This is a genomic window from Kitasatospora sp. NPDC043949 (assembly GCF_056435365.1).
Genome location: NZ_JBWKEQ010000037.1, coordinates 65764 through 88511, shown reverse-complemented (window position 1 = coordinate 88511; position 22748 = coordinate 65764). Strand labels below are relative to the sequence as shown.

Sequence of the window (22748 nt, the reverse complement as noted above, 5' to 3'; positions counted from 1 at the left end):
GCGGCTTGACGCCCCGTCCGACGTTTCAAACTCTAGCCGATCCCCGCTCCGAAAAGCGAATCGACCGCAATCCAATAAAACGAACACGCCGAATAAGAACCAAGCCGCGACAAGACGCGACCCAGCCCGAACCAGGAAATGGTGTTTCAAAAGGATTGGCCGCCCCGGGACCGTCCGCGCCGATGCGTGTCCGGTGCTCCCTGCCGAGCGACTAGAGAACACTACCCCTGGTCGGCGTCGCGGGCAAGCCGCTGCCGGCGACGGTCCGGGTGCAGAGTGCGCGGCCGGCTTTCACGTACTCGCCGTTGGGGTGGTCGTTGCCGGTCACCCAGTGGCGGGCGGTGGCCTCGTCGCGGCCGCCGTCGCGGTGGCGGCGGAGCAGGCGCTCCTCGCGGAGGGCGTCGTCGGTGTCCACGTACCAGAGTTCACGCAGCAGGCGGCGGGCCTCCGGCCACGGGGCGTCGGTGGAGGCGAGGTAGTTGCCCTCGGTGATGACGAGGCGGGTGTGCGGGCGGACGACGTGGCGGGCGGCGACCGGTTCGTCGAGGGTGCGGTCGAAGTCGGGGGCGTAGATGTCCTGGAAGCGGTCGGCGGCGATGCGGCGCAGCAGGGCGACGTAGCCGTGGGCGTCGAAGGTGGCGGGGGCGCCCTTGCGGTGGGTCAGGGCGAGGCGGTCCAGTTGGGCGGCGGACAGGTGGAAGCCGTCGAGCGGGACGTACGCGGCGCTGCCGGGGCCCTCGGCGCGTTCGATCTCGGCGACCAGGTGCCGGGCCAGGGTGGACTTGCCGGCGGCGGGCGGGCCGGCAAGTCCGAGGATCGTGCGGGCGTTGCTGCCCGGGCCCCGGAGGAAGCCGAGGGCGAGGGCGGTGAGGCGGTCCTCGTTCATGGCCGCACCCTACTCACCTCCGGCACGGGCCTCACCGCTCGGCGAGGGCGGGCACCTCCAGGGTGAGGGTGCCGGCGTCGGCGTCGAGGACGGCGGGGACGCCGAGCGGGACGGTCAGGGTGGAGGGGCAGTGGCCGAAGCCGAGTTCCCAGATGACGGGTATGCCGAGCGGGCCGAGGCGGTCGAGCATGACGTCCCGGACGCGGTCGAGCCGTCCGCAGCCGTCCCAGGAGCCGAGCGCGATGCCGGCGACCCCGTCGAACGCACCGGAGCGCAGGAACTGGGTGAGGAGCCGATCGAGCTGGTACGGCTGCTCGTGGACGTCCTCCAGGATCAGGATGCCGCCGGCGTAGGAGGGCCGGGCGGCGGGCGTGCCGCGCTCGGCCGCGAGGACGTGGAGGCAGCCGCCCGCGGTGACGCCCCGGGCGCGGCCGGGGACGAGGGTGGTGGCGGTCAGTGAGGTGAGCACGGTGGTGGCCGTGGGCTCGAAGAGGGTGCGGCGCAGGTGCTCGGCGGTCGGTCCGTCGGTGATGAAGGAGCCGGCCGCGCTCATCGGCCCGTAGAGGGTGGCGATGCCGAGCCGCTGGGCGAAGGCCTCCTGGAGGGAGGAGACGTCGCTGAAGCCGATGAACGGCTTGGGCGGGACGGCGCGCATGGCGTCCCAGTCGAGCAGGTCGACCATGCGGTGGACGCCGTAGCCGCCACGGGCGCAGATGACGGCGTCGACGGTGGGGTCGAGCCAGGCGGACTGGAGGTCGGCGGCGCGGTCGGCGTCGGTGCCGGCGAGGTAGCCGAGGGTGGGGTGGGCGTCGAGGACGTGCGGGCCGACGGTGACCCGCAGGCCCCAGGAGCGGAGGACCGCGCAGCCGTCGGTGAGCCGCTGGGAGTCGATCGGGCCGCTGGGGGCGACGACGGCGATGTGGTCGCCGGGGCGCAGGTGTGGCGGGCGGGTCAGACCCTGGCCGGGCGTGGTCGGGTGCTGGTCCATGGGCCGGGACGCCTTTCGGGGGAGGCCGGGTACGGGCGGCCTCGGCGTGGTCGAGGCCGCCCGGTGACGATATGCCCCCGTGTCGACGGGCCGATGTCCGCGAGCCGACGTCTTCGGGCCGAAGGTGCCCCGAAGGTGCGCCGGAGGTGCGGGGCGGTTCTTCAGATCGCCCCCATCACCTTCCTGACCTCGTCGAGGGTGGCGTCGGCGACGGCGTTGGCGCGTTCGGCCCCGTCGCGCAGGACCTGGCGCAGGTGGCCTCGGTCGGCGGCGAGTTCGGCGCGGCGGGCGCGCAGGGGGCGGAGGTACTCGTTGACGGAGTCGGTGACGGTGCGCTTGAGCGCGGCGGCCCCGCCGTCACCGATTTCCTCGGCGATCTCCTCGGGTGCGCGGTCCTGGCAGAGCGCGGCGAGCAGGATGAGGCCGGAGACCTCGGGCCGGTTGGCCGGGTCGTAGTCGATCCGACGGTCGGCATCGGTCCTGGCGCCGCGGATGATCCGGGCGGTCTCGTCCTCGGTCGCGCCGAGGGGGACGGAGTTGCCCCGGCTCTTGCTCATCTTGCCGCCGTCGGTGCCGAGCAGCAGCGGGGCGTCGGAGAGCAGTGCGCGGGGAGTGGGGAAGACGGCGCCGCCGTCGGCGTGCGGGTAGCGCTCGTTGAAGCGGCGGGCGATGGTGCGGGCGACTTCGAGGTGGGGCAGCTGGTCCTGGCCGACCGGCACGAGGTTCGCCTTGCAGAAGAGGATGTCGGCGGCCTGGTGGGCGGGGTAGGTGAACATCAGCCCGTTGACGGCGGACTGGCGGGAGTGCGCGATCTCGTCCTTGACGGTGGGGTTGCGGTTCAGTTCGGCGACGCTGACCAGGCTGAGGAAGGGCAGCAGCAGTTGGTTGAGGGCGGGGACGGCGCTGTGCGCGAAGATCGTGGCGCGGTCGGGGTCGAGGCCGGCCGCGAGGTAGTCGAGAACGAGGTTCTCGGTGTGCTCGGCGAGCCGGTCGGCGATGTCCCGGTCGGTGATGACCTGGTAGTCGGCGATCACGACGAACATCTCGACGCCCTGGTTCTGGAGCTGGACGCGGTTGTACAGGGTGCCGAAGTAGTGGCCGAGGTGCAGCGGTCCGGTGGGGCGGTCCCCGGTGAGGACGCGGTGGCCGGCCGGATCGGCGGTGAAGGTGGCGGTGGTCGCCACGGACGGGGTCGTCGGGGTGGTCGCGGTCGTCTCGGTGGTCATCGGGTTTCTCCTCGGTACGGCGGTGGTGGCGGCCGTCCGGGGCGGGGGCCCGTTCCGTGGGAAACGCGAAAGGGCCGTCCATTCCGGACGGCCCTGGTCAAGCGGGTGGGGTGGCCGTCCCTCAGGACGGCCACCAGCACTGGCCCGCGTAGAGCTTCATGCGGTCGAGGATAGCGTCGGTGCCCGGCGGCGTGGTCGGCTTTCGGCGCTCCGGTCCTCCCGGTCCTCCCGGTCCTCCCGGTCCTCTCAGTCCTCGACGACCAGCGCGGGGGTGTCCTTGCGCAGCGTCTCGCCGCGGAAGAACTCCGGCCGGGCCAGCCCGTAGCAGGTCATCAGGACGGCGCCGAGCAGCAGGATGCCGACGCCGATGACGAACACCGAGCCGATGCCGAAAACGGCGCCGCTGCCGTAATCCGGGTTCCAGGCGTCGGTGAGGGTCTGCAGGAAGACCCCGCTCAGCAGCACGCCGCCGAGCAGCGGGGCGATGCCCTTGAGGAACAGGTCGCGGGGGCCGGTGCGCAGCGAGCGGCGGAAGTACCAAACGCAGGCGAACGCGGTCAGCGCGTAGTAGAAGCAGATCATCAGGCCGAGCGCCAGGATGGTGTCCTGGACGACGTTCTCGCTGATCAGGCTCATGCCGACGTAGAAGACGGCGGTGGCGATGCCGGCCGCGACGGTGGCGTATCCGGGGGTGCGGAAGCGCGGGTGGACGGCGCCGAAGCGCGGCGGCACGGCACGGTAGGCGCTCATCGCGAGCAGGGTGCGGGCCACCGGGATAAAGGTGGTCTGGAGGCTGGCGGCGGCGCTGGCGACGACGGCCAGGAAGAGCAGGACGCTCCACGGCGAGCCGAGGACCGGGCGGGCGAGCGCGGCGAAGACGTTGTCGGAGGTCTCCGGGTTGCTGAGGCCGAAGCCGGTGGAGCCGACGCCCGCGAACATCTGGGCGGAGATCGCGACCAGCAGGTACGAGCCGACCAGGGTGACCATGGAGACCATCGCGGCGCGGCCGGGGGTCTTGGCGCTGCCGAGGGTCTCCTCGTTCATGGTGAGACAGGTGTCCCAGCCCCAGTACATGAAGATCGACAGCGACAGGCCGGCGGTGAAGGCGCTGAAGGAGCTGACCTGGAGCGGGTTGAGCCAGGAGAACGAGAAGCCGATCGAGTCGGGCAGGTCGCCGGCGGCGGCCTTGCCGACGGCGATGGCCGAGAAGAGCACCAGCACGGCGAGTTGGAGGCCGACCAGGCTGTACTGGAACCACTTGGTGGCGGTCATCCCCCGGTAGCTCATCGCGGTGGCGCCGGCGATCAGCAGGACGACGGTGAGCAGGTGGACGGCCTGGTTCTGGTCGAGTTCGGCGACCCAGCTCCTGCCGGTCATCTCGCCGAGCATCAGGTAGAGGAACTCGGTCGCGACCCCGGCCAGGTTGGACAGCACGATGATGGTCGCGACGGTCAGGCCCCAGCCGGCCATCCAGCCGACCCGGGGGCCGAAGGCCTTGACCGTCCAGGTGAAGGACGTGCCGCAGTCCGGGAAGTCCTTGTTCAGCTCCTTGTAGGCGAACGCGACGAGCAGCATCGGCAGGAAGCCGGCCAGGAACACGGCGGGCATCTGGACGCCGACCGCGGTGACGGTCGGCCCGAGTGTCGCGGTCAGGCAGTAGACCGGGGCGACCGTGGAAACGCCCAGGACCACACTGCCCAGCAGGCCCACCGAGTTGCCCCGTAGACCCTTGTCCCCCGCTCCCCCAGCTGTCCCCTGGTCGGGGACTCCACCACTGATGCCACTGACCGGGGCACCCTGCGGAGCGCCGGGCGCCATTGCCCGGCCGCTGCTTCCGTGCTCTGAGAGCTGCTGATCAAACACCAGCGCACCCTAGGCGCGAGCATGGAAGGTTGAGTAGACCAACCCTTGGTGATCTAAACCACTTGCTTCGATTCGTTCTCGGTGAAGGCCGTCAAGGTGCAGCATTAACGGCGCGTTAAGCGGTGTACCTTGGTTTCAAAGGATTAGGGTCAAGAGAATTTCTCCCTTATGTCAAGGTTTGAGATGGTTCACCCCCGGCCCGGACGGGTCGCCACGTCCCCCCTCGGACGCTTCGGATAGGTTTGCCTCACCTAACCTCGATTCGAAGGAGCGTCGCGTGGCCCCCCACCCCGACGACCTGGTCCTCGTCCCCCGCACCCCCTCCCGCCGCAGGTTCCTCTCCGCCGGGATCGCCGGCGGGGCGGTCCTCGGCCTCGGCGGACTGCTCACCGCCTGCGGCAGCTCCGGCGGCTCGGGCGGCAACGGCGGCTCCGGCGGCGCGACCCCCGGCACCGGCGGCGCATCGCCCGACCAGAAGTCGGTCAAGCAGGGCGGCGACGACTACGCCACCGTGATCGAGAAGATGAAGGGCTTCGGCACCGACGCCGCCCCCGGCGTCTACCCGCGCACCGTCAAGCACGCCATGGGCGAGACCGTCATCCCCGCCAAGCCCACCCGGGTCGTGGTCCTGGACACCGGCGAACTCGACAACGTCGTCGCACTCGGCATCCAGCCGGTCGGCATCGTCTACACCGACGGCTCCAAGTCCCTGCCGTCCTACCTCAAGGACAAGGCCGGCAACCCGGCCAACGTCGGCACCATCAACAGCCTCAACCTGGAGGCCATCGCCGCGCTCAAGCCCGACCTGATCCTCGGCAGCCAGCTGCGCGCCCAGGACCAGTACGCGCAGCTTTCCAAGATCGCGCCGACCGTCTTCTCGCTGCGCCCCGGCTACCCCTGGAAGCAGAACTTCCAGCTCAACGCCAGCCCGTTCGGCCTGGAGGCCGAGGCCAAGACCCAGCTCGACGCGTACCAGGCAGCCGCCACCGCGATCGGCGCCAAGCTCGGCGACAAGCGGCCCACCATCACGCCGCTGCGCTTCATGCCCGGCCGGACCCGGCTGTACGCCGAGCTGTCCTTCATCGGCACCATCCTCACCGACGTCCCGCTGCCGCAGCCCAAGATCGAACAGGTCAAGGAACTCGCGGTGGAGGTCAGCCCGGAGCAGATCGACAAGACCGACGCCGACTGGATCTTCTACGGCGTGTACGGCAGCCCCAGCTCCACCAACCAGGACGCGGTGCTCGGCGGCGCGCTCTGGAAGACCCTCGGCGCGGTCAAGTCCGGTCAGGCCCAGCCGGTTTCGGATGAGACCTGGTTCCTCGGGCTCGGTGTCATGGCCGCCAACGCGGTGCTCGCCGACCTCAAGGGCTTCGTCGCGCCCGGCACTTGAGTCGACACGGGGCGTAGGGGCGGGCAGTGGTCTCGCGCACACCCCCGGAACTGACTCTTGGAGCTGGTCGCGCGGTGCGGGAGGATCATCCGGACCGTCCGCCGAAGGGCCCGTGCCGATGACCTCGCTCCACCCCGCCGCAACCGACCCGTCCCTGCCCGGCCCGCCCGGGGGCAGCGCCGGATCCGCGCCCCCGCACGCTGCGCGCTGCTCCATCGCGACGGCCGCCGAGACCGGCCCGGCCGGCGCTCCGGGCGCCGCCCCGTCCGGCACGGCCGGTGGGCCGCGCCAGGCGGGCGGCTCACGCCACGACTCGGTTCCGCAGCCGCGCGGACGGGAGGACGGCGCGGGGAACGGCGGACCCGCAGCGGGGGGCGAGGCGGCTGCGGACGATCCGACCACCTCACGGCTGCGGGCGGCGCTCGCCGACCGGCTGCGGGCCGCCCGCGCCCAAGGCCGCTCGGTCGCCGACCTGGCGGCCGCGTGCCGGCGACCGGCCACGGAGGTCCGGGCGCTGCTCGGCGAGAGCGCCGAGGACGGCGAGGACGAGGACGGGGACGGGGACAGCGGGGTCCGTGAGGGCGGCGCGGGCGTTCAGCACCGTGAAGACGTTCCGGGCGGCGAGGCCGAGGCCGTGGGCGGGCGGGCCGGGACCGGGGCAGGCCGGTTCGGTCGACCGGCCGTCGCGCCCGAGGGCGACCGGGCCGTGCCCGTGCTGCGCGCGGCGCGCGAGGAACTCCGGGCCGCCGGATCCCGGCGCCCCGCGCCCTCGCGCCGACTGCGCCGGATGCACCCGCAGGCCGACGCGACCGGGCAGGGGGCGGCCGCACGGGAGACGGCCGCGACCTCCGCTGCTCTCCCGGCCGAGGTCCGGGCGGCAGCCGCACCCGGTTCGGGTGCACCCATCGGAGGCACCGGGGCTGTGACAGCGCCATCGGCCGCCGGCCCCGAGGCGGCGCGGGCCGAGACACCGCTCGGCATCCTGATCGGCGGCAGCCCGAACCAGCCCGAGGCCGTCGGCCGCCCGGAGGAGCGGGCGCCGATCCGGGTGACGGCGGAACCGGTCCGGATCGGCCGCGGCACCAGCCTGATCGTGCTGCCCTCCTGGCGCCCCGCCATCGCCGTCTCGGTGCCGACCGAGCAACTGCTGTCCGCCACCGGGCTCGCCTTCGAGCAGCTGACCGACGCGCAGCTGACCGTGCTGATGAACCCCTGCGCGCTGCACGACCGGGAGCTGGACCTGCACGGCTGGGAATCCGGCCCGGGCGGGCGGGCACGACGCGGCGGGCGCCCGTAGGGGCGTGTGGTCGTAGCAGCGCGCGGGCAGGGCCCGTCGGCAACGGTCGCAGCAGCGCGCGTTCAGGGGCCGCCGGCAACGACCAGGGGACGGCAGCCGGGAGATCGCGGTCGGCCGCGCGTCGGGGAGCGGTCAGCGGGCGGCCGTCAGCGGCTGGCCGGGGCGTTCGGGATGAAGCCGAGGTCGACGGGTACCGGGGGGCGCCCGTCGACGGCCCAGCCCTCGCGGACGGCGGTCAGCAACTCCGGCAGCCGGGGTGGCCAGAGCGCGTCGGCGTTCTCGTCCGCCAGGTCGGCCGGGGTCCACCAGCGCCAGTCGAGGATCCGGTCCTCGGCATGCACCGCGCTGACATCACCGACCGGACCGCGGTGCGGTCCGCCCGTGAGGTAGATGTGCTCGTGCTGACGGACCGGGGTGCCGTGCCAGGTGAAGTCGTGTTCCCAGGTGCAGAGCAGCGGGCCCGGTTCGAGGTCGCTCCAGCCCGTCTCCTCCCAGAGTTCGCGCCGGGCGCCGGTCCACGGGGTCTCGCCGGGCTCCAGCCCGCCGCCCGGCATGGTCCAGTGGACGCCGACCTCGTCGTTGTCCGAACGGAGCAGGAAGACCGAGCCGTCCTCGTCCAGGACCACCGTGCGAGCCGCCTGCCGGGGGACACGCCTACGGAGTCTCAGCAGATTTCGCATCGGATCACTCTCCCAGCACCCGGCCGGGCCGTCGAGCGGGTTTGACGCGCCGAAAGCCGCCGACGCCGCCCCGCCCGGGCCTTACCCTGACGGCCATGCCCGTACCCGCGATCCTCTTCCCCGCCGACCCGCTCAACCCGCGCCGGCCCGACCCGCACTTCGCCTGGGAGGCCAGGCTGCTGCGGGAGTTGGGCGGCGAGCACCACCTGGTCGACCACGACGCGCTGCTCACCGGGCACGCCGAGCAGGCGGTCCGACGGGTGCCGCAGGACCGGGGTCCGCTCTGGTACCGGGGCTGGATGCTTCCGTCCGCCCGCTACGCCGGCTTCGCCGCCGCGCTCGCCGCGCGCGGCTGCGCCCTGCTGACCAGCCCGGCCGGCTACGCGACGGCACACGAACTGCCGGGCTGGTACGGCGTGTTCGAGGGGGCGACCCCGCCCAGCACGTGGATCCCCGCCGCCGCTGCCGCGGTGCCCGGGCCGGAAGAGCTGGCGGCCGCCGCGGCCCGGCTCGGCGGGAGCGGGCCGGCGATCGTCAAGGACTACGTGAAGTCGCGCAAGCACGAGTGGCACGAGGCCTGCTACGTCCCCGAGTTGGCCGATCTGGCGAGCGTCGGACGCGTGGTGGCGCGGTTCGTCGAGCTCCAGGGCGAGTTCCTGACCGGCGGGGTGGTACTGCGGCGGTACGAGGAGTTCGAGCCGCTGGCCGACGGGCCGGGCGGCAGCTCGGGTGACGACTCGGGCGAAGGATCGGGCGAAGGATCGGGCGGAGGGCCGGATGGAGGGTCGGGCCGTGGGAGCGGGCGGGCCGTGGAGGCGCGGGTGTGGTGGCTGGACGGCGAACCCGTCCTGGTCGGGCCGCACCCCGACGCGCCTCACCACGATGTCGAACCCGACCTCACCGGCGTCCGCCCCCTGGTCCGGATGCTCGGCTGCCGCTTCGTCACCACCGACCTCGCCAGCCGGGCCGACGGCTCCGGCTGGCGCGTGGTCGAGGTCGGCGACGGACAGGTCAGCGACCTGCCGCGCGGGATCGACGCCACCGGCCTGCTGGCCTCGCTGATCGCCGCCTGACGATCAGCCTGACGGGCCGCCGGCGACGGTCCGCCAGACTGATCGCGGGCAGTCGGCTACCCGGCGGCGACGGCCTCGACCGCCGGGTGGCCGTCCGCGATGAACGCCTGCCAGAGCCGGGCGTACGTGCCGCCCCGGGCGAGCAGCTCGGTGTGCGTGCCGTCCTCGACCACCCGGCCGTGGTCCAGCACGACGACCCGGTCTGCGCGCTCGGCGGTGGTCAGCCGGTGGGCGATGACCAGCGTGGTGCGGCCGCCGCTGAGGCGGTCCGCGGCCTGGTTGACCGCCGCCTCGGTGGCCAGGTCGAGCGCCGCGGTCGCCTCGTCGAGCAGCAGGACGTCCGGATCGACCAGCTCGGCCCGGGCCAGCGCGATCAACTGCCGCTGGCCGGCCGAGAGGTTGCGGCCGCGACCCGCGACCTCGTGGTCGTAGCCGCCGGACAGCCGGACGATCATGTCGTGCGCGCCGACCGCCCGGGCCGCCGCCTCCACCTCGGCCGGCGAGGCGTCGGGCCGGCCGTACGCGATCGCCTCGCGCACCGTGCCCGCGAACAGGTACGCCTCCTGCGGCACCACGCCCAGCCGGTGGCGGTACTGCGCCAGGTCGAAGCGGGTGAGGTCGACCCCGTCCACCCGCACGGTGCCCTCCGTCGCGTCGTAGAACCGGGCGACCAGCTTCACCAGCGTCGACTTGCCGGCGCCGGTCTCGCCCACCAGCGCCACCGTCTGCCCGGCCGGAATGTGCAGGTCCACACCGGTCAGCACCCTCGGGGCGCCGTCCGCACCACCGTTGTAGGCGAAGCCGACGCCCTCGAAGGAGATCTCGCCGCGCAGCCCCTCGGGCACCGGCACGGGGTCGGCCGCCTCGGCCGTGGCGGTCGGGGTGCGCAGCAGCTCCCGGATCCGGCCGAGACCCACCGAAGCCTGCTGGTAGCCGTCGAACACCTGGGACAGCTGATTGACCGGTGCGAAGAACAGATCGATGTACAGCAGGTACGCGACCAGCGCGCCGACCGTCAGCGTCCCGGCGTCGACCCGGGCCGCGCCCACGATCAGCACCAGCGCGGCGGCCACGCTGGAGAGGAACTGGACGAACGGGAAGTACAGCGAGATGTACAGCTGCGCGCGCACCCGGGCCTCGCGATAGGCGACGCCCCGGGCGACGAAGCGGTCCGTGTTGGTGTCCAAGCGGCGGAAGGCCTGGACGATCCGCATGCCCGCCACGTTCTCCTGGAGGTCGGCGTTGACGGTGCTGATGAGGTCCCGGGACAACTCGTACTGATCCCTGGACTTCCGACGGAACACCAGCGTCGCGATCACCAGCAGCGGCAGCACCGCGAAGACCACCAGGGCCAGGCCGGCGTCGATGATCAGCAGCGCGGCGAAGATCCCGCCGAAGGTCAGCAGGCTGACCACGGCGGTGACCACGCCGGTCTGCAGGAAGGACGTCAGCGAGTCCAGGTCGGTGGTCATCCGGGTCATGATCCGACCGGACAGCTCGCGCTCGTAGTAGTCCAGGCCGAGCCGGTTGAGGTGGGCGAAGATCTTGAGGCGGAGCAGGTAGAGCACCCGCTCACCGGTCCGGCCGCTGACCCGGTTCTCGGCGCTCTGCACCAACCAGTCCAGCAGCACCACCACCAGCGCGGCGAGCGCGGCCACGGCGACCCCGGACATCAGGGCCTTGCTGACTCCCTGGTCGATGCCGTGCCGGATCAGCACCGGCAGCACCAGGCCGGAGGCCGCGTCGAGCGCGACGAGCAGCAGGGCCAAGGCGAGCGGGACGCGGAAGGGGCGCAGCAGGCGGCGGAGGGTGAAGTCCGGGTCACCGGCCTCGGCCTCGGCGCGCGGGACCGCCGGGGAGTCGGCGGCCGGCGGGAGGGCCGCGACCTTGGCCAGCAGGTCAGGGTCGGCGGTGCGGGCCGCCTTGACCAGGGCGGGGGTGGGGAGGTCGGGGGTGGCCGGGGCGGGGGTCTGCGTGGCGACGGGTTCCGGGGTGGGGGGCGAGGCCGGCGTGGGGGTCGGTTCGTGGACAGGCTCGGGGGTGGACCACGCCTCGGTCTGCTCAGCGGCCGGCTGCTCGGGGGCCTGCTGCTCGGGGGCCTGCTGCCCAGCAGGCTGCTCGGGGGTCTGCGGAGAGGCCTGCTCGACGGTCCGCGCGGAGGTCTGCTCGACGGTCTGCGGGGCCTCGGACGACCGGGGTGTGCGGCCGGCCTCGGGGTCGGTGATCAGAGCCCGGTACTGGGGACATCGGGCGTCGAGTTCCTCGTGCGTGCCGATGTCCAGCATCCGGCCGTGATCCAGGACGGCTATCCGGTCGGCGAGCTGCAGGGTCGAACGGCGGTGGGCGATCAGCAGCGTGGTGCGGCCGGTCATCACCGAGCGCAGCGCGTCGTGGATCTCCGCCTCGACCTGCGGGTCCACTGCCGAGGTGGCATCGTCCAGCAGCAGGATCCGGGGGTCGGTGAGGATCGCCCGGGCCAGCGCGATCCGCTGGCGCTGGCCTCCGGAGAGGGTCAGGCCCTGCTCGCCGACCTTGGTCTCGTAGCCGTCGGGCAGCGCGCGGACGAACTCGTCGGCCTGGGCGGCCCGCGCGGCCGCCACCACCTGCTCGTCCGTGGCGTCCGGACGGCCGTAGGCGATGTTGGTGCGGACCGACTCGGAGAACAGGAAGCTCTCCTCGGGGACGATGCCGACCGCCGACCGGACCGAGTCCAGGGTGAGGTCGCGCAGGTCGTGGCCGTAGAGGCGGACGGCGCCGGCCGCCGGGTCGTAGAAGCGCGGCACCAGCTGCGCCACCGTCGACTTGCCGGAGCCGGAAGCCCCGACCAGGGCGAGGGTCTCGCCGGGGGCCAGCTTCAGGCTGAGGCCGTGCAGGACGGGGGCGGGGTGCTCGGGGTCGTAGCGGAACTCGACCTGGTCGAACTCCAGGGCGACATCAGAGGTTCGGGTGTCTGCGGTGGCGCGGGGGCCTGCGGTGGCGCGAGGGCCTGCGGCGCTGCCTTCGCGGACGCCGGTGGCGGCGCCTTCACGGGTGCCGTCCCCGGTGAGGTCCAGGGTGAGCGCGTCCGGGCGCTCCTGGACCAGCGGGCGCTCGTCGATCAGCTGGAGGACGCGCTCCACACCGGCCCGGGCCTGCTGGCCGACCGTGATGACCATGGTGAGCATCCGCACCGGCCCGGTCATCTGCGCGACGTAGGTGGAGAAGGCGACGAAGGTCCCGAGCGACACCTGGCCGTCGACGGCCAGCCAGCCGCCGAAGGCCAGCACCGCGACCTGCGCGAGCGCCGGGATGGCCTGCATCGCCGGGTTGTAGCGGGCGTTGAGCCGGATCGACCGGAGCCGGGCGGCGAACAGGTGACGGGAGGCCCGCTCCAGCTTGTCCAGCTCCTGCGCCTCCTGACCGAAGCCCTTGACCACCCGGACGCCGCCGATCGCGCCGTCCACCACGCCCGCGACGGCGGCCGCCTCCTGCTGGGCGGCCCAGGTGGCGGGGAAGAGGCGCTTGCGGCTGAGGACGGTGATCCACCACAGCGCGGGGGCCATCACCAGGGCTATCAAGGTGAGCGGCGGGGAGAGCCAGACCATCACGGCCAGCGACATGACGAACATCACCAGGTAGCCGGTCATCATCGGCAGCATCGAGAGCAGGCCGTTGATCAGCTGGAGGTCGGAGGTCGCGCGCCCGACCACCTGGCCGGTGTCCAGCCGGTCCTGGCGGTGGCCGTCGAGCCGGCCGAGCGAGCGGAACAGGTCGCTGCGCATGTCGTGCTGGACGTCCAGGGCGAGCTGACCGCCGTAGTAGCGGCGGACCTGGGTGCAACCGAAGACGACGACGGCGGCGAGCAGCAGCACCACCGCCCAGGGGACCAGCGAGCGGGTGTGCGCGGTGATGACGTCGTCGATGATCACCTTGGTGACCAGCGGCACCAGCGAGGTGACGGCCATGCCGACGAGCGAGGCGCCGAAGGCGAGCAGCACGCTGCGGCGGGACCGCCAGCAGTAGCCGACCAGGCGGCGCAGCCAGCCGACGGCCTGCGGGTGGTCGCCGTCCGGCTGCGGGTGGTCGCCGTCCAGCTGCGGGCTCGCGCCGGGGTCCGGTGAGCCGCTCGGGGATTGCTCCACCGTGGATCCGTGAGTCTCAGGCATATTTAGGGATGCTAACCATTTCGTCGGGTGGCCGCCATGGCGTTTCCGGCCCGGATGGGGCCGGAGCGGACCGGGCGGCCCAGATCGTCCGGTCCGGCGGACTGGCCAACAGCCTGAGGCCTGCGGTGATTCCCGGCCGAACGCGTCCCGGCCGAACGCACACACGGCCCGCCGACCCCGCCCGCCTCCAGGGTCGCCTGACTCCAGGGTCGCGGACGACCCGCCGAAGGCCCAGCGGCCAGGGGCGGGCGGGCGGGCGCCATCCTTTGGTCCTAGACCTCCGGTGGCCGTAGGCCTCCGGCCTCGGAGCCGGACCGCCGACGCTTGGGCCCGGACCGCCGGGCAGGCCCTCCGGGGGCGCAGGGATCAGGCCTGCGCGGACACCGACTCTGCCGCCGCCGCGAAGGCGCCGTGGGCGAGGGCGTGCAGCAGGACGGCCATGCCGTCGCGCTGGAGGCCGGAGCGCTCGTCCTGGGCGGGGCCCGGGCCGAGGCTGTGCGGGGTCGAGTTGATCAGGCCGAAGACGGCGTGGACGGCGGCCCTGGCCACCGGTTCGGCGGCGGGGCCCGTCAGCTGCGGATAGGCCTGCCGGACCACGTCCACCCACAGCTCGACGTAGCCGCGCTGGAGCCGGCGGACGGTGCGGCGGTCCTCCTCCTTGAGGTTCAGCAGCTCGCGGTCGTGGAGGGTGATCAGGTCGCGGTCGTCGAGGGCGAAGTCGACGTGGCCGCCGATCAGCGCGTCCAGCGCGGCGGCCGGACCGTCACCGCCGCCCGCCCGGCGCCGCCCCTCCTCCAGCAGGCGCTCGCTGATGCCGATCAGCAGATCGGCGAGCATCGCGTCCTTTCCGGCGAAGTGGCGGTAGAGCCCGGGGCCGCTGATGCCGACGGCCTTGCCGATCTCGTCCACACCCACCCCGAGGAAACCCCGGGCCGCGAAGAGTCGCGCGGCCTCCCGACGGATCTGGTCGCGGCGTGGGAGCGCGGAGGCTGCGGGGACGTTCGGCATGCTGCCCATCGTAGACAGTGGGGTTATCGGCCGTTAACCTGGGCGCGTAAGTTAACGTTAATTAACGTGGGGTCCACGGGCGCACCGCATTCGGCCGCCCACCTGGTGCCGAGGGCAAGGGAGCTCTTGGGAATGGTCATCTCAACCGCCGGTGTACCCACCGGCGTCCATGGCAGCGCAGCGGCCGGCACCACGGCGGCGCCGGGTGCCGTACCGCCGGGAGCCGCTGCTCCCGCGCCCCGGCTCGGCACCGCGGTCGACCCGGGCTCCACCACCTACCGGGCCAACACCGAGGCACACCGGGCCCTCGTCGCCGAGCTGCGCGAGAAGCTCGACGCGGCGGCCCTCGGCGGCGGCGCCAGGGCCCGCGCCCGGCACACGGCGCGCGGCAAGCTGCTCCCCCGCGACCGGGTGGACACCCTGCTCGACCCGGCCTCGCCCTTCCTGGAACTGGCCCCGCTGGCCGCCGACGGGATGTACGACGGGGCGGCGCCCGCGGCCGGGGTGATCGCGGGCATCGGCCGGGTCGCCGGACGCGAGGTGGTGGTGGTCGCCAACGACGCCACCGTCAAGGGCGGCACCTACTACCCGATGACCGTGAAGAAGCACCTGCGCGCCCAGGAGGTCGCGCTGGAGAACCGGCTGCCCTGTGTCTACCTGGTGGACTCCGGCGGCGCCTTCCTCCCCATGCAGGACGAGGTCTTCCCGGACCGCGACCACTTCGGCCGGATCTTCTACAACCAGGCCAGGCTCTCCGCCGCGGGCATCCCGCAGATCGCCGCCGTGCTCGGCTCCTGCACCGCCGGCGGGGCGTACGTCCCGGCGATGAGCGACCAGGCCGTGATCGTCCGCAACCAGGGCACGATCTTCCTGGGCGGGCCGCCGCTGGTGAAGGCCGCCACCGGAGAGGTGGTCACCGCCGAGGAACTGGGCGGTGGTGACCTGCACTCCCGCACCTCGGGGGTGACGGACCACCTGGCCGAGGACGACGCCCACGCCCTCTCCATCGTCCGCACGATCGTGGCCGGGCTCGGCCCGCGCTCGGCCAGGCCGTGGCCGCTCACCCCGGTCGAGCCGCCGGCCGTGGACCCGGTCGGCCTGTACGGGGCCGTCCCGGTCGACCCGCGCACGCCCTACGACGTGCGCGAGGTGATCGCCCGGCTGGTCGACGGCAGCCGGTTCGCCGAGTTCAAGGCCGAGTACGGCGCGACCCTGGTCACCGGATTCGCCCGGATCCACGGCCACCCCGTCGGCATCGTCGCCAACAACGGCGTGCTGTTCTCCGAGTCGGCCCTCAAGGGCGCCCACTTCATCGAGTTGTGCGACCAGCGCGGCATCCCCCTCCTCTTCCTACAGAACATCAGCGGGTTCATGGTCGGCCGGCAGTACGAGGCGGGCGGCATCGCCAAGCACGGCGCCAAGATGGTCAACGCCGTCGCCAGCACCCGCGTCCCGAAGCTGACCGTGGTGATCGGCGGCTCGTACGGAGCCGGCAACTACTCGATGTGCGGCCGGGCCTATTCACCTCGCTTCCTGTGGATGTGGCCGGGCTCGAAGATCTCCGTGATGGGCGGCGAGCAGGCGGCGTCCGTCCTCGCCACCGTCCGCCGCGACCAACTGGAGGCCCACGGCGAGCAGTGGCCGGCCGAGGCGGAGGAGGAGTTCAAGCGCCCCGTCCGCGAGCAGTACGAGCGCCAGGGCAACGCCTACTACGCCACCGCCCGCCTCTGGGATGACGGCGTGATCGACCCGATGGACACCCGCACCGTCGTCGGCCTCGCCCTCACCGCCTGCGCCAACGCCCCGCTTCCGCCGCCCGGCCCGTACGGGGTCTTCCGGATGTGACCCCGCCCCGGCGGGTGTGACCCGCCCCTCCCACGCGACCTCTCCTCTCCTGTCGGTGTGACCCCGCTCCTGCGGGCGTGACTCCCGCGGCGCCGGCGCACCGCCCGGGCCGGCGCCCTCCCCTCCCCGCCGCCACTCCGCCGCCACCTCCTTCGTACGGCTCCCCTCGACCCGGAGGAACGCCTCCCATGTTCGACACAGTTCTGGTCGCCAACCGCGGCGAGATCGCCCTCCGGGTGATCCGCACCCTGCGGCGGCTCGGCGTGCGCTCGGTCGCCGTGTTCAGCGACGCCGACGCCGACGCGCCGCACGTCCGCGAGGCCGACATCGCCGTCCGGCTCGGCCCCGCCGACCGCAGCGACAGCTCGGCGGCCGAGACCTACCTGCGCACCGACCAGATCCTCGCCGCCGCCCGCCGCACCGGGGCCCAGGCCGTGCACCCCGGTTACGGCTTCCTCGCCGAGAACGCCGGCTTCGCCCGCGCCTGCGCCGACGCCGGCCTCGTCTTCATCGGACCTCCTCCCGGTGCGGTCGAGCTGATGGGTGACAAGATCAACGCCAAGGAAGCCGTCCGAACCGCCGGCGTTCCGGTGGTCCCCGGCAGCCAGGCCACCGCGCCCACCGACGGGGAACTCCTCGCCGCCGCCGAGGAGATCGGCTACCCCGTCCTGCTCAAGCCGTCCGCCGGAGGCGGCGGCAAGGGTATGCGCCTCGTGCGGGACCGCGCCGACCTGCCCACCGAGATCGCCGCCGCCCGCCGCGTCGCCCGGACCGCCTTCGGCGACGACACCCTGCTGCTGGAACGCTGGGTCGACCGGCCGCGCCACATCGAGGTGCAGGTGCTCGCCGACGCCCACGGCACCACCGTCCACCTCGGCGAGCGCGAATGCAGCCTCCAGCGCCGCCATCAGAAACTGATCGAAGAAGCCCCCTCCGTTCTGCTCAATGCCGAGACCCGCGCCGCGATGGGCGCCGCGGCCGTCCGCGCCGCGGAGTCCTGCGGCTACACCGGGGCCGGCACCGTGGAATTCATCGTTCCCGGCATCGACCCGGACTCCCCCGCCACCGCCTCCACCGAGGGGGTACGGGACTTCTTCTTCATGGAGATGAACACCCGCCTCCAGGTCGAACACCCCGTCACCGAACTCGCCGTCGCCGTCGGCGATGATTCAGCCCGACTCGACCTGGTCGAGTGGCAGCTGCGGATCGCCTCGGGCGAACGGCTCTCCTTCGATCAGTCCGACATCTCCTTCCTGGGCCACGCCATCGAGGCCCGGATCTGCGCCGAGGACCCGGAACGGGACTTCCTGCCCACCGGCGGCCGCATCCTCGTTCTGGAGGAGCCCCAGGGCGAGGGCGTGCGCGTCGACTCCGGAGTCGCCCCCGGATCCGTCGTCACCAGCGCCTACGACCCGATGCTTGCCAAGGTCATCGCGTACGGGCCCGACCGCCCGACCGCGCTGCGCCGGCTCCGCGCCGCACTGGCCGACACCCGCATCCTCGGCGTCACCACCAACACCGGCTTCCTGCGACGGCTGCTCGCACACCCCGAGGTCGTAGCCGGCCGACTGGACACCGGCCTGGTGGAACAGACGGCCCAACAGCAGCCCGCCCTGCTCGCCTCGCCGTACTCCCCGGCGAACGCGCCGAGCGACGCGAACGAGACCGGCGAGGCCGACAAGGCCAACGAGGCCGATGGCACGCACGAGGCCGATGCCACAACTGCCGACCCGCTGACGACCGAGACGCCACCACCTGCCCACCTCCTCTACTACGCGGCCGCGCTGGCGCGGCACCTGGACCTCACCCCGGCCGCCGACCCCGGCGGCTGGACCGACCCCTTCTCCCTTCCCTCCGGCTGGCGCCTGAGCGGCACCCCCGCCTGGACCACCCACCGACTCCGTACCCCCGGCCAGGATCCGGTCTCGGTGCGCATCCGTTCGATCACTGCGGGCAACGTAGCCGATGCCACTGACAATCCCGCCGAGCTCACCCGCGAGGTCGAGCTCCGGCTCGGCGCCGGGCCCGTCCACCGTGCCCGCGCGACCCGGACCGCCGACCGGCTGCACCTGACCGTCGACGGTCTGCAGACCACGTTCGCGCTGGCCACCGACGCCGCTCCCGGCCTCGCCGCCGGCCCGGTGACCTGGCTCGGCGTCGAGGGCGACGCCTGGTCGCTGCACGCCCACGACCCGGTGGGCGAGCGCGCCGCCGGAACCGCCGCCCACCACGGCGCCCTGACCGCCCCGATGCCCGGGACCGTCACCGTCGTCAAGACCACGACGGGCGAGACGGTCCGCAAGGGCCAGCCCCTGCTCGTGCTGGAGGCCATGAAGATGGAACACGTGATCGCCGCCCCGCACGACGGTGTCGTGGCCGAGCTGCGGGCCACCGCCGGCGCCACCGTCGCGATGGAGGAACTGCTGGTCGTGGTCGCCCCGGCCGGGGACAGCGCCGACGAGCAGGGCGCCCCCGCGACCGCCGGGGTGCGGTCATGACCGCACCCGCCCGCGAGCCCGACGCGCTGGACCTGGGCCTGCCCGACCCCGTCCGCGCCCCCGGCCTGCCCGAGGAGGTCCGGATCCACGAGGTCGGACCGCGCGACGGGCTGCAGAACGAGGGCTCCCTGGTACCCGTGGAGGTCAAGGCGGAGTTCATCGCCCGGCTCGCGACCGCCGGGCTGCGCACCGTCGAGGCCACCAGCTTCGTCCACCCGAAATGGGTCCCTCAGCTGGCCGACGCCGAGGAGCTGATGCCCCGGCTCGCCGACCTGCCGGAGCGCCACCCCGGCCTTCGGCTGCCGGTACTGGTGCCCAACGAACGCGGCCTCGACCGGGCGCTCGCCCACCACGCCACCGACGTCGCGGTGTTCGCCAGCGCCACCGAGACCTTCGCCCGCCGCAACCTCAACCGCTCGGCGGACGAGGCGATGGCCATGTTCCGCCCGGTCGTGGCGCGGGCGACCGAGGCCGGGCTGGCGGTCCGCGGCTACCTCTCGATGTGCTTCGGAGACCCCTGGGAGGGTCCGGTCCCGGTCTCCCAGGTGGTCGCGTACGGCGTGCGGCTGTTGGAGATGGGCTGCGCGGAGCTGAGCCTCGGCGACACCATCGGCGTGGCCACCCCCGGGCAGGTCGGCGCCCTGCTGGCCGGCTTCGCGCGGGCCGGGGTGCCGGCCGACCGGCTCGCCGTGCACTTCCACGACACCTACGGCCAGGCACTCAGCAACACCCTGGCGGCCCTGCGCGAGGGGGTCACCACGGTGGACGCGTCGGCGGGCGGCCTCGGCGGCTGCCCGTACGCGAAGAGCGCCACCGGCAACCTGGCCACCGAGGACCTGGCGTGGATGCTGCACGGGCTCGGCATCCGGACCGGGGTCGACCTGCGCGCGCTGGTCGCCACCAGCGGGTGGATGGCCGAGCGGCTCGGCCGTCCGAGCCCGTCCCGCACCGTCCAGGCGCTGCTCGGCGCCGCCCGGGGCTGACCCCGCCCCACCACCGCTCCCCGGTGCCGGCCGCGCGGAATCCCGGCCGCGGCCGGCACCGGGCACCACGTTCATCGCCCAACCACACCGTGCGACCGTCACACCGTCAGACGGGCGCCGGTCGTCCCGCTCACGCCCGCGGCCACCCCGGCCGGGCTCCAGGAGGATCACCGTGTTCGACCACCGGCTCAGCAGCGAGTACGAAGAACTGCGACGCACCGTCGCCGAGTTCGCCCAGGACGTGGTGGCGCCGAAGATCGGCGGGTTCTACGAGCGGGAGGAGTTCCCCTACGAGATCGTCCGCGAGATGGGGCGCATGGGCCTGTTCGGCCTGCCCTTCCCGGAGGAGTACGGCGGCATGGACGGCGACTACTTCGCGCTGGGCATCGCCCTGGAGGAACTCGCCCGGGTCGACTCCTCGGTGGCGATCACCCTGGAGGCGGCCGTCTCGCTCGGCGCGATGCCGATCCACCGGTTCGGGACGGAGGAGCAGAAGCGCGAGTGGCTGCCCCGGCTGACCTCCGGCGAACTCCTCGGCGCCTTCGGTCTGACCGAGCCCGAGGGCGGCTCGGACGCCGGCGCGACCCGCACGACCGCGCGGTACGACGAGACCACCGACGAGTGGGTCATCAACGGCACCAAGTGCTTCATCACCAACTCCGGCACGGACATCACCGGTCTGGTCACCGTCACCGCACTCACGGAACCGATCGCTCGTTCGAGTGAAGAAGGCGAATTCCGCTCGCCAACGCGCGAAATCTCTTCCATTATCGTGCCCACCGGGACCCCGGGGTTCCAGGTATCGAAGAAGTACTCGAAGGTCGGGTGGAACGCATCCGACACCCGCGAACTGTCCTTTACCGACTGCCGCGTTCCCGCGGCCAACCTGCTGGGCGAGCGTGGCCGAGGCTACGCCCAGTTCCTGCGGATCCTCGACGAGGGCCGCATCGCGATCGCGGCCCTGGCCACCGGCCTGGCCCAGGGATGCGTCGACGAGTCCGTCAAGTACGCCGGCACACGCCGGGCCTTCGGTCGGCCGATCGGCGCCAACCAGGCCATCCAGTTCAAGCTCGCCGACATGGAGCTGCGCGCCCACACCTCTCGCCTGGCCTGGCGGGACGCCGCCTCCCGGCTGCTGCACGGCGAACCGTTCAAGAAGGAGGCCGCGATCGCGAAGCTGTACTCGTCCGAGGCCGCCGTCGACAACGCCCGCGAGGCGACCCAGATCCACGGCGGGTACGGCTTCATGAACGAGTTCCCGGTCGCCCGCTTCTGGCGCGACTGCAAGATCCTGGAAATCGGGGAGGGCACATCGGAGGTTCAGCGCATGCTCATCGCCCGGGAGATCGGCGCCGGGTTCTGATCCGGCCCCACCGGAGCAACTACCCGCTCCTCAGGCGACATTGAGGAGCCCCCGACGCAGAGGAGCGGGCCTACGTCGGCGGGGCGGTCGACGCCAGTAGCGGCCGACACCATCGGCCGACAACGGAGAGACGCCTCCGGGGGCGCGGACACGCCACGCCCGACGGAGCGTCAGGGGATCACGATCACGGGGCGGTTGGCCCGCCGCGCCAGCCGCCCGGAGACCGAGCCGAAGATCTTGCCGAGCAGGCCGTGCGTCGTGCCGACGACGATCGCGTCGGCGGCGTACTCGCGGCCGACCTCCTCGATCTCGTGGCAGATGTCGCCGCCCCGCTCGATCAGGATCCACGGCACCCCGGTGAGGAAGTCCGCGCAGGCGAGCTCCAAGCCCAGGACCTCGGTCCGGTGGTCGGGGAGGTCGACGAAGACGGGAGGTTCACAGCCTGCCCAGACAGTGGCGGGCAGGCGGTTGGCGACGTGCACGATCACCAGGCCGCACTGCGAACGGCGCGCCATGCCCACCGCGTACGCGAGGGCGCGCTCGCTCGACAGGGAGCCGTCGAAGCCGACGACCACGCCGTGCTGGAAGACCGGGTCGAGGGAGCGTGCGGACGCGTCCCGGGCCGTCGACTCGGTGTGCGCGCCGGGCAGGCCGGACGCCTCCGGGCGCTCGGCGCCCGGGCCCAGGCGGCCCGTCACCGGAGAACCTGCGGGGTCGGCCGGGTGCCCGCCACGCCGCTGGCGAGGCCCTGGACGGTCGTGCCGGGCGAGGCCGCCCCGTCGGACCAGGCCGCACAGAGCGCGCACGAGGCCCCGGGGAGCGCCCGGCTCCAGGCCTGCTTCCTCGGCGCCCGGGATGAGATCGGCGGTACCAGCGACGCCCGAGGTGCCAGCCGGTTCGTCGGCTTCGTCGGCTCGCTGGGCGGCGGCGTCGCCAACCCGCTCACCGACAACCCGCTCGCCGACGTGCTCGTCGACACGATCATCAGCCCGCCCGCCCCCACGCTCACCCCCGTGCTCGTCGGCCGGTACGCAGCACGGCTCGTCGGCCTGGGCGTCGACCTGGCCATCGGCCTGCCTGCTGGCGGGCAGACGACCCGATGCATCGGCGTGGCCGTCGGCTGGAGCGAGGTCCGCGCGGCCGCCGTCGTCCCCGGTGTCCGCGCCCGCGTTGCGGGGCGCGTCCGGCTCCACCGGTCGGAAGGACTCAAAACCAGCCATGGCTCACGGCTCTTCATGGGAGAGGGGCCGACAGGAGAGGACAACGCCGCCCGGGCAGCAGGCCCGCCCACGGGATGACGTCGGTCTGCGCCGCGCAGCACCGTATGTGACCTGTTCCTTTCAGAGTACGACGGGTGTGAGGCCCAGCCCAGCGGTGAGGCCTCGGAGCGGCATTGTTCCCGCGAAAGGAGGATGCGCCCGCCGTCGGCAGTGCGCCCTGCCCGCAGGCCACGCGCCCCCTCCAGAAAGGAGGTTCCCTGGAGCTTGACTGAGCGGACCG

Annotated in this window: 16 protein-coding genes; 8 read left to right on the top strand and 8 right to left on the bottom strand. The window is 73.0% G+C overall.

Translation table 11 applies throughout. The annotated features are described in order from the left end of the window. Positions 1 to 211 precede the first annotated feature (211 nt). The 4 genes from AC07AL_RS26990 to AC07AL_RS26975 form a co-directional block, all read right to left on the bottom strand. Entirely contained in the window at positions 212 to 886 is a 675-nt protein-coding gene (locus AC07AL_RS26990) for a nucleoside/nucleotide kinase family protein (protein ID WP_363628191.1), read from the bottom strand. 31 nt (positions 887 to 917) lie between these two features. Continuing rightward, the gene (locus AC07AL_RS26985) at positions 918 to 1874 is read right to left on the bottom strand and encodes a S66 peptidase family protein (RefSeq protein WP_363583532.1); all 957 of its coding nucleotides are present in this window, start codon (positions 1872 to 1874) and stop codon (positions 918 to 920) included. Between the two features lie 161 nt (positions 1875 to 2035). Beyond that, positions 2036 to 3100: a tryptophan--tRNA ligase gene (gene trpS / locus AC07AL_RS26980; protein ID WP_478318469.1), complete on the bottom strand. Its 1065-nt coding sequence runs from the start codon at positions 3098 to 3100 to the stop codon at positions 2036 to 2038. Between the two features lie 246 nt (positions 3101 to 3346). Then, positions 3347 to 4918 carry an APC family permease gene (locus AC07AL_RS26975; protein ID WP_363583536.1) on the bottom strand — a complete coding sequence of 524 codons (1572 nt, stop codon included), beginning with the start codon at positions 4916 to 4918 and terminating at the stop codon, positions 3347 to 3349. 322 nt (positions 4919 to 5240) lie between these two features. Between AC07AL_RS26975 and AC07AL_RS26970 the strand changes: the two genes are divergently transcribed. Together AC07AL_RS26970 and AC07AL_RS26965 are read left to right on the top strand one after the other, a co-directional pair. Then, the gene (locus tag AC07AL_RS26970; protein WP_478318468.1) at positions 5241 to 6356 is read left to right on the top strand and encodes an ABC transporter substrate-binding protein; all 1116 of its coding nucleotides are present in this window, start codon (positions 5241 to 5243) and stop codon (positions 6354 to 6356) included. Between the two features lie 118 nt (positions 6357 to 6474). Further along, on the top strand, positions 6475 to 7653 hold the full coding sequence (locus AC07AL_RS26965; protein ID WP_478318467.1) for a hypothetical protein: 1179 nt from the start codon (positions 6475 to 6477) through the stop codon (positions 7651 to 7653). A gap of 146 nt (positions 7654 to 7799) precedes the next feature. Here AC07AL_RS26965 and AC07AL_RS26960 read toward each other — a convergent pair whose 3' ends face one another. Continuing rightward, positions 7800 to 8333 carry an NUDIX hydrolase gene (locus AC07AL_RS26960; RefSeq protein WP_363583542.1) on the bottom strand — a complete coding sequence of 178 codons (534 nt, stop codon included), beginning with the start codon at positions 8331 to 8333 and terminating at the stop codon, positions 7800 to 7802. Between the two features lie 95 nt (positions 8334 to 8428). On the opposite strand from AC07AL_RS26960, the gene AC07AL_RS26955 reads away from it, so the two are divergent. Continuing rightward, positions 8429 to 9406, top strand: a complete 978-nt coding sequence (locus AC07AL_RS26955) for an ATP-grasp domain-containing protein (RefSeq protein WP_478318466.1) — start codon at positions 8429 to 8431, stop codon at positions 9404 to 9406. A 56-nt stretch (positions 9407 to 9462) separates the two neighbouring features. On the opposite strand, the gene AC07AL_RS26950 is transcribed toward AC07AL_RS26955, so the two are convergent. Next, on the bottom strand, positions 9463 to 13551 hold the full coding sequence (locus AC07AL_RS26950; RefSeq protein WP_478318465.1) for an ABC transporter transmembrane domain-containing protein: 4089 nt from the start codon (positions 13549 to 13551) through the stop codon (positions 9463 to 9465). A gap of 366 nt (positions 13552 to 13917) precedes the next feature. Further along, positions 13918 to 14559: an SACE_7040 family transcriptional regulator gene (locus AC07AL_RS26945; protein ID WP_363583548.1), complete on the bottom strand. Its 642-nt coding sequence runs from the start codon at positions 14557 to 14559 to the stop codon at positions 13918 to 13920. A 132-nt stretch (positions 14560 to 14691) separates the two neighbouring features. On the opposite strand from AC07AL_RS26945, the gene AC07AL_RS26940 reads away from it, so the two are divergent. From AC07AL_RS26940 to AC07AL_RS26925, 4 genes are all read left to right on the top strand, one after another. Continuing rightward, positions 14692 to 16404 carry a carboxyl transferase domain-containing protein gene (locus AC07AL_RS26940; protein WP_478318464.1) on the top strand — a complete coding sequence of 571 codons (1713 nt, stop codon included), beginning with the start codon at positions 14692 to 14694 and terminating at the stop codon, positions 16402 to 16404. Positions 16405 to 16592: 188 nt separating this feature from the next. Then, complete coding sequence (locus AC07AL_RS26935) at positions 16593 to 18902, top strand: acetyl/propionyl/methylcrotonyl-CoA carboxylase subunit alpha (RefSeq protein ID WP_478318462.1); 2310 nt, start codon at positions 16593 to 16595, stop codon at positions 18900 to 18902. Next, the gene (locus AC07AL_RS26930) at positions 18899 to 19885 is read left to right on the top strand and encodes a hydroxymethylglutaryl-CoA lyase (RefSeq protein ID WP_478318460.1); all 987 of its coding nucleotides are present in this window, start codon (positions 18899 to 18901) and stop codon (positions 19883 to 19885) included. Before AC07AL_RS26935 ends, AC07AL_RS26930 begins: the two co-directional genes overlap by 4 nt. 172 nt (positions 19886 to 20057) lie before the next feature. Then, complete coding sequence (locus tag AC07AL_RS26925; RefSeq protein WP_478318459.1) at positions 20058 to 21248, top strand: acyl-CoA dehydrogenase family protein; 1191 nt, start codon at positions 20058 to 20060, stop codon at positions 21246 to 21248. Between the two features lie 170 nt (positions 21249 to 21418). Here the strand turns inward: AC07AL_RS26925 and AC07AL_RS26920 are convergent, their stop codons facing one another. Further along, a complete protein-coding gene (locus AC07AL_RS26920) occupies positions 21419 to 21898 on the bottom strand; it encodes a universal stress protein (RefSeq protein ID WP_063351389.1) in 480 nt (159 codons plus the stop codon). Between the two features lie 72 nt (positions 21899 to 21970). On the opposite strand from AC07AL_RS26920, the gene AC07AL_RS26915 reads away from it, so the two are divergent. Next, the gene (locus AC07AL_RS26915) at positions 21971 to 22546 is read left to right on the top strand and encodes a hypothetical protein (RefSeq protein WP_363583556.1); all 576 of its coding nucleotides are present in this window, start codon (positions 21971 to 21973) and stop codon (positions 22544 to 22546) included. Positions 22547 to 22748 lie beyond the last annotated feature (202 nt).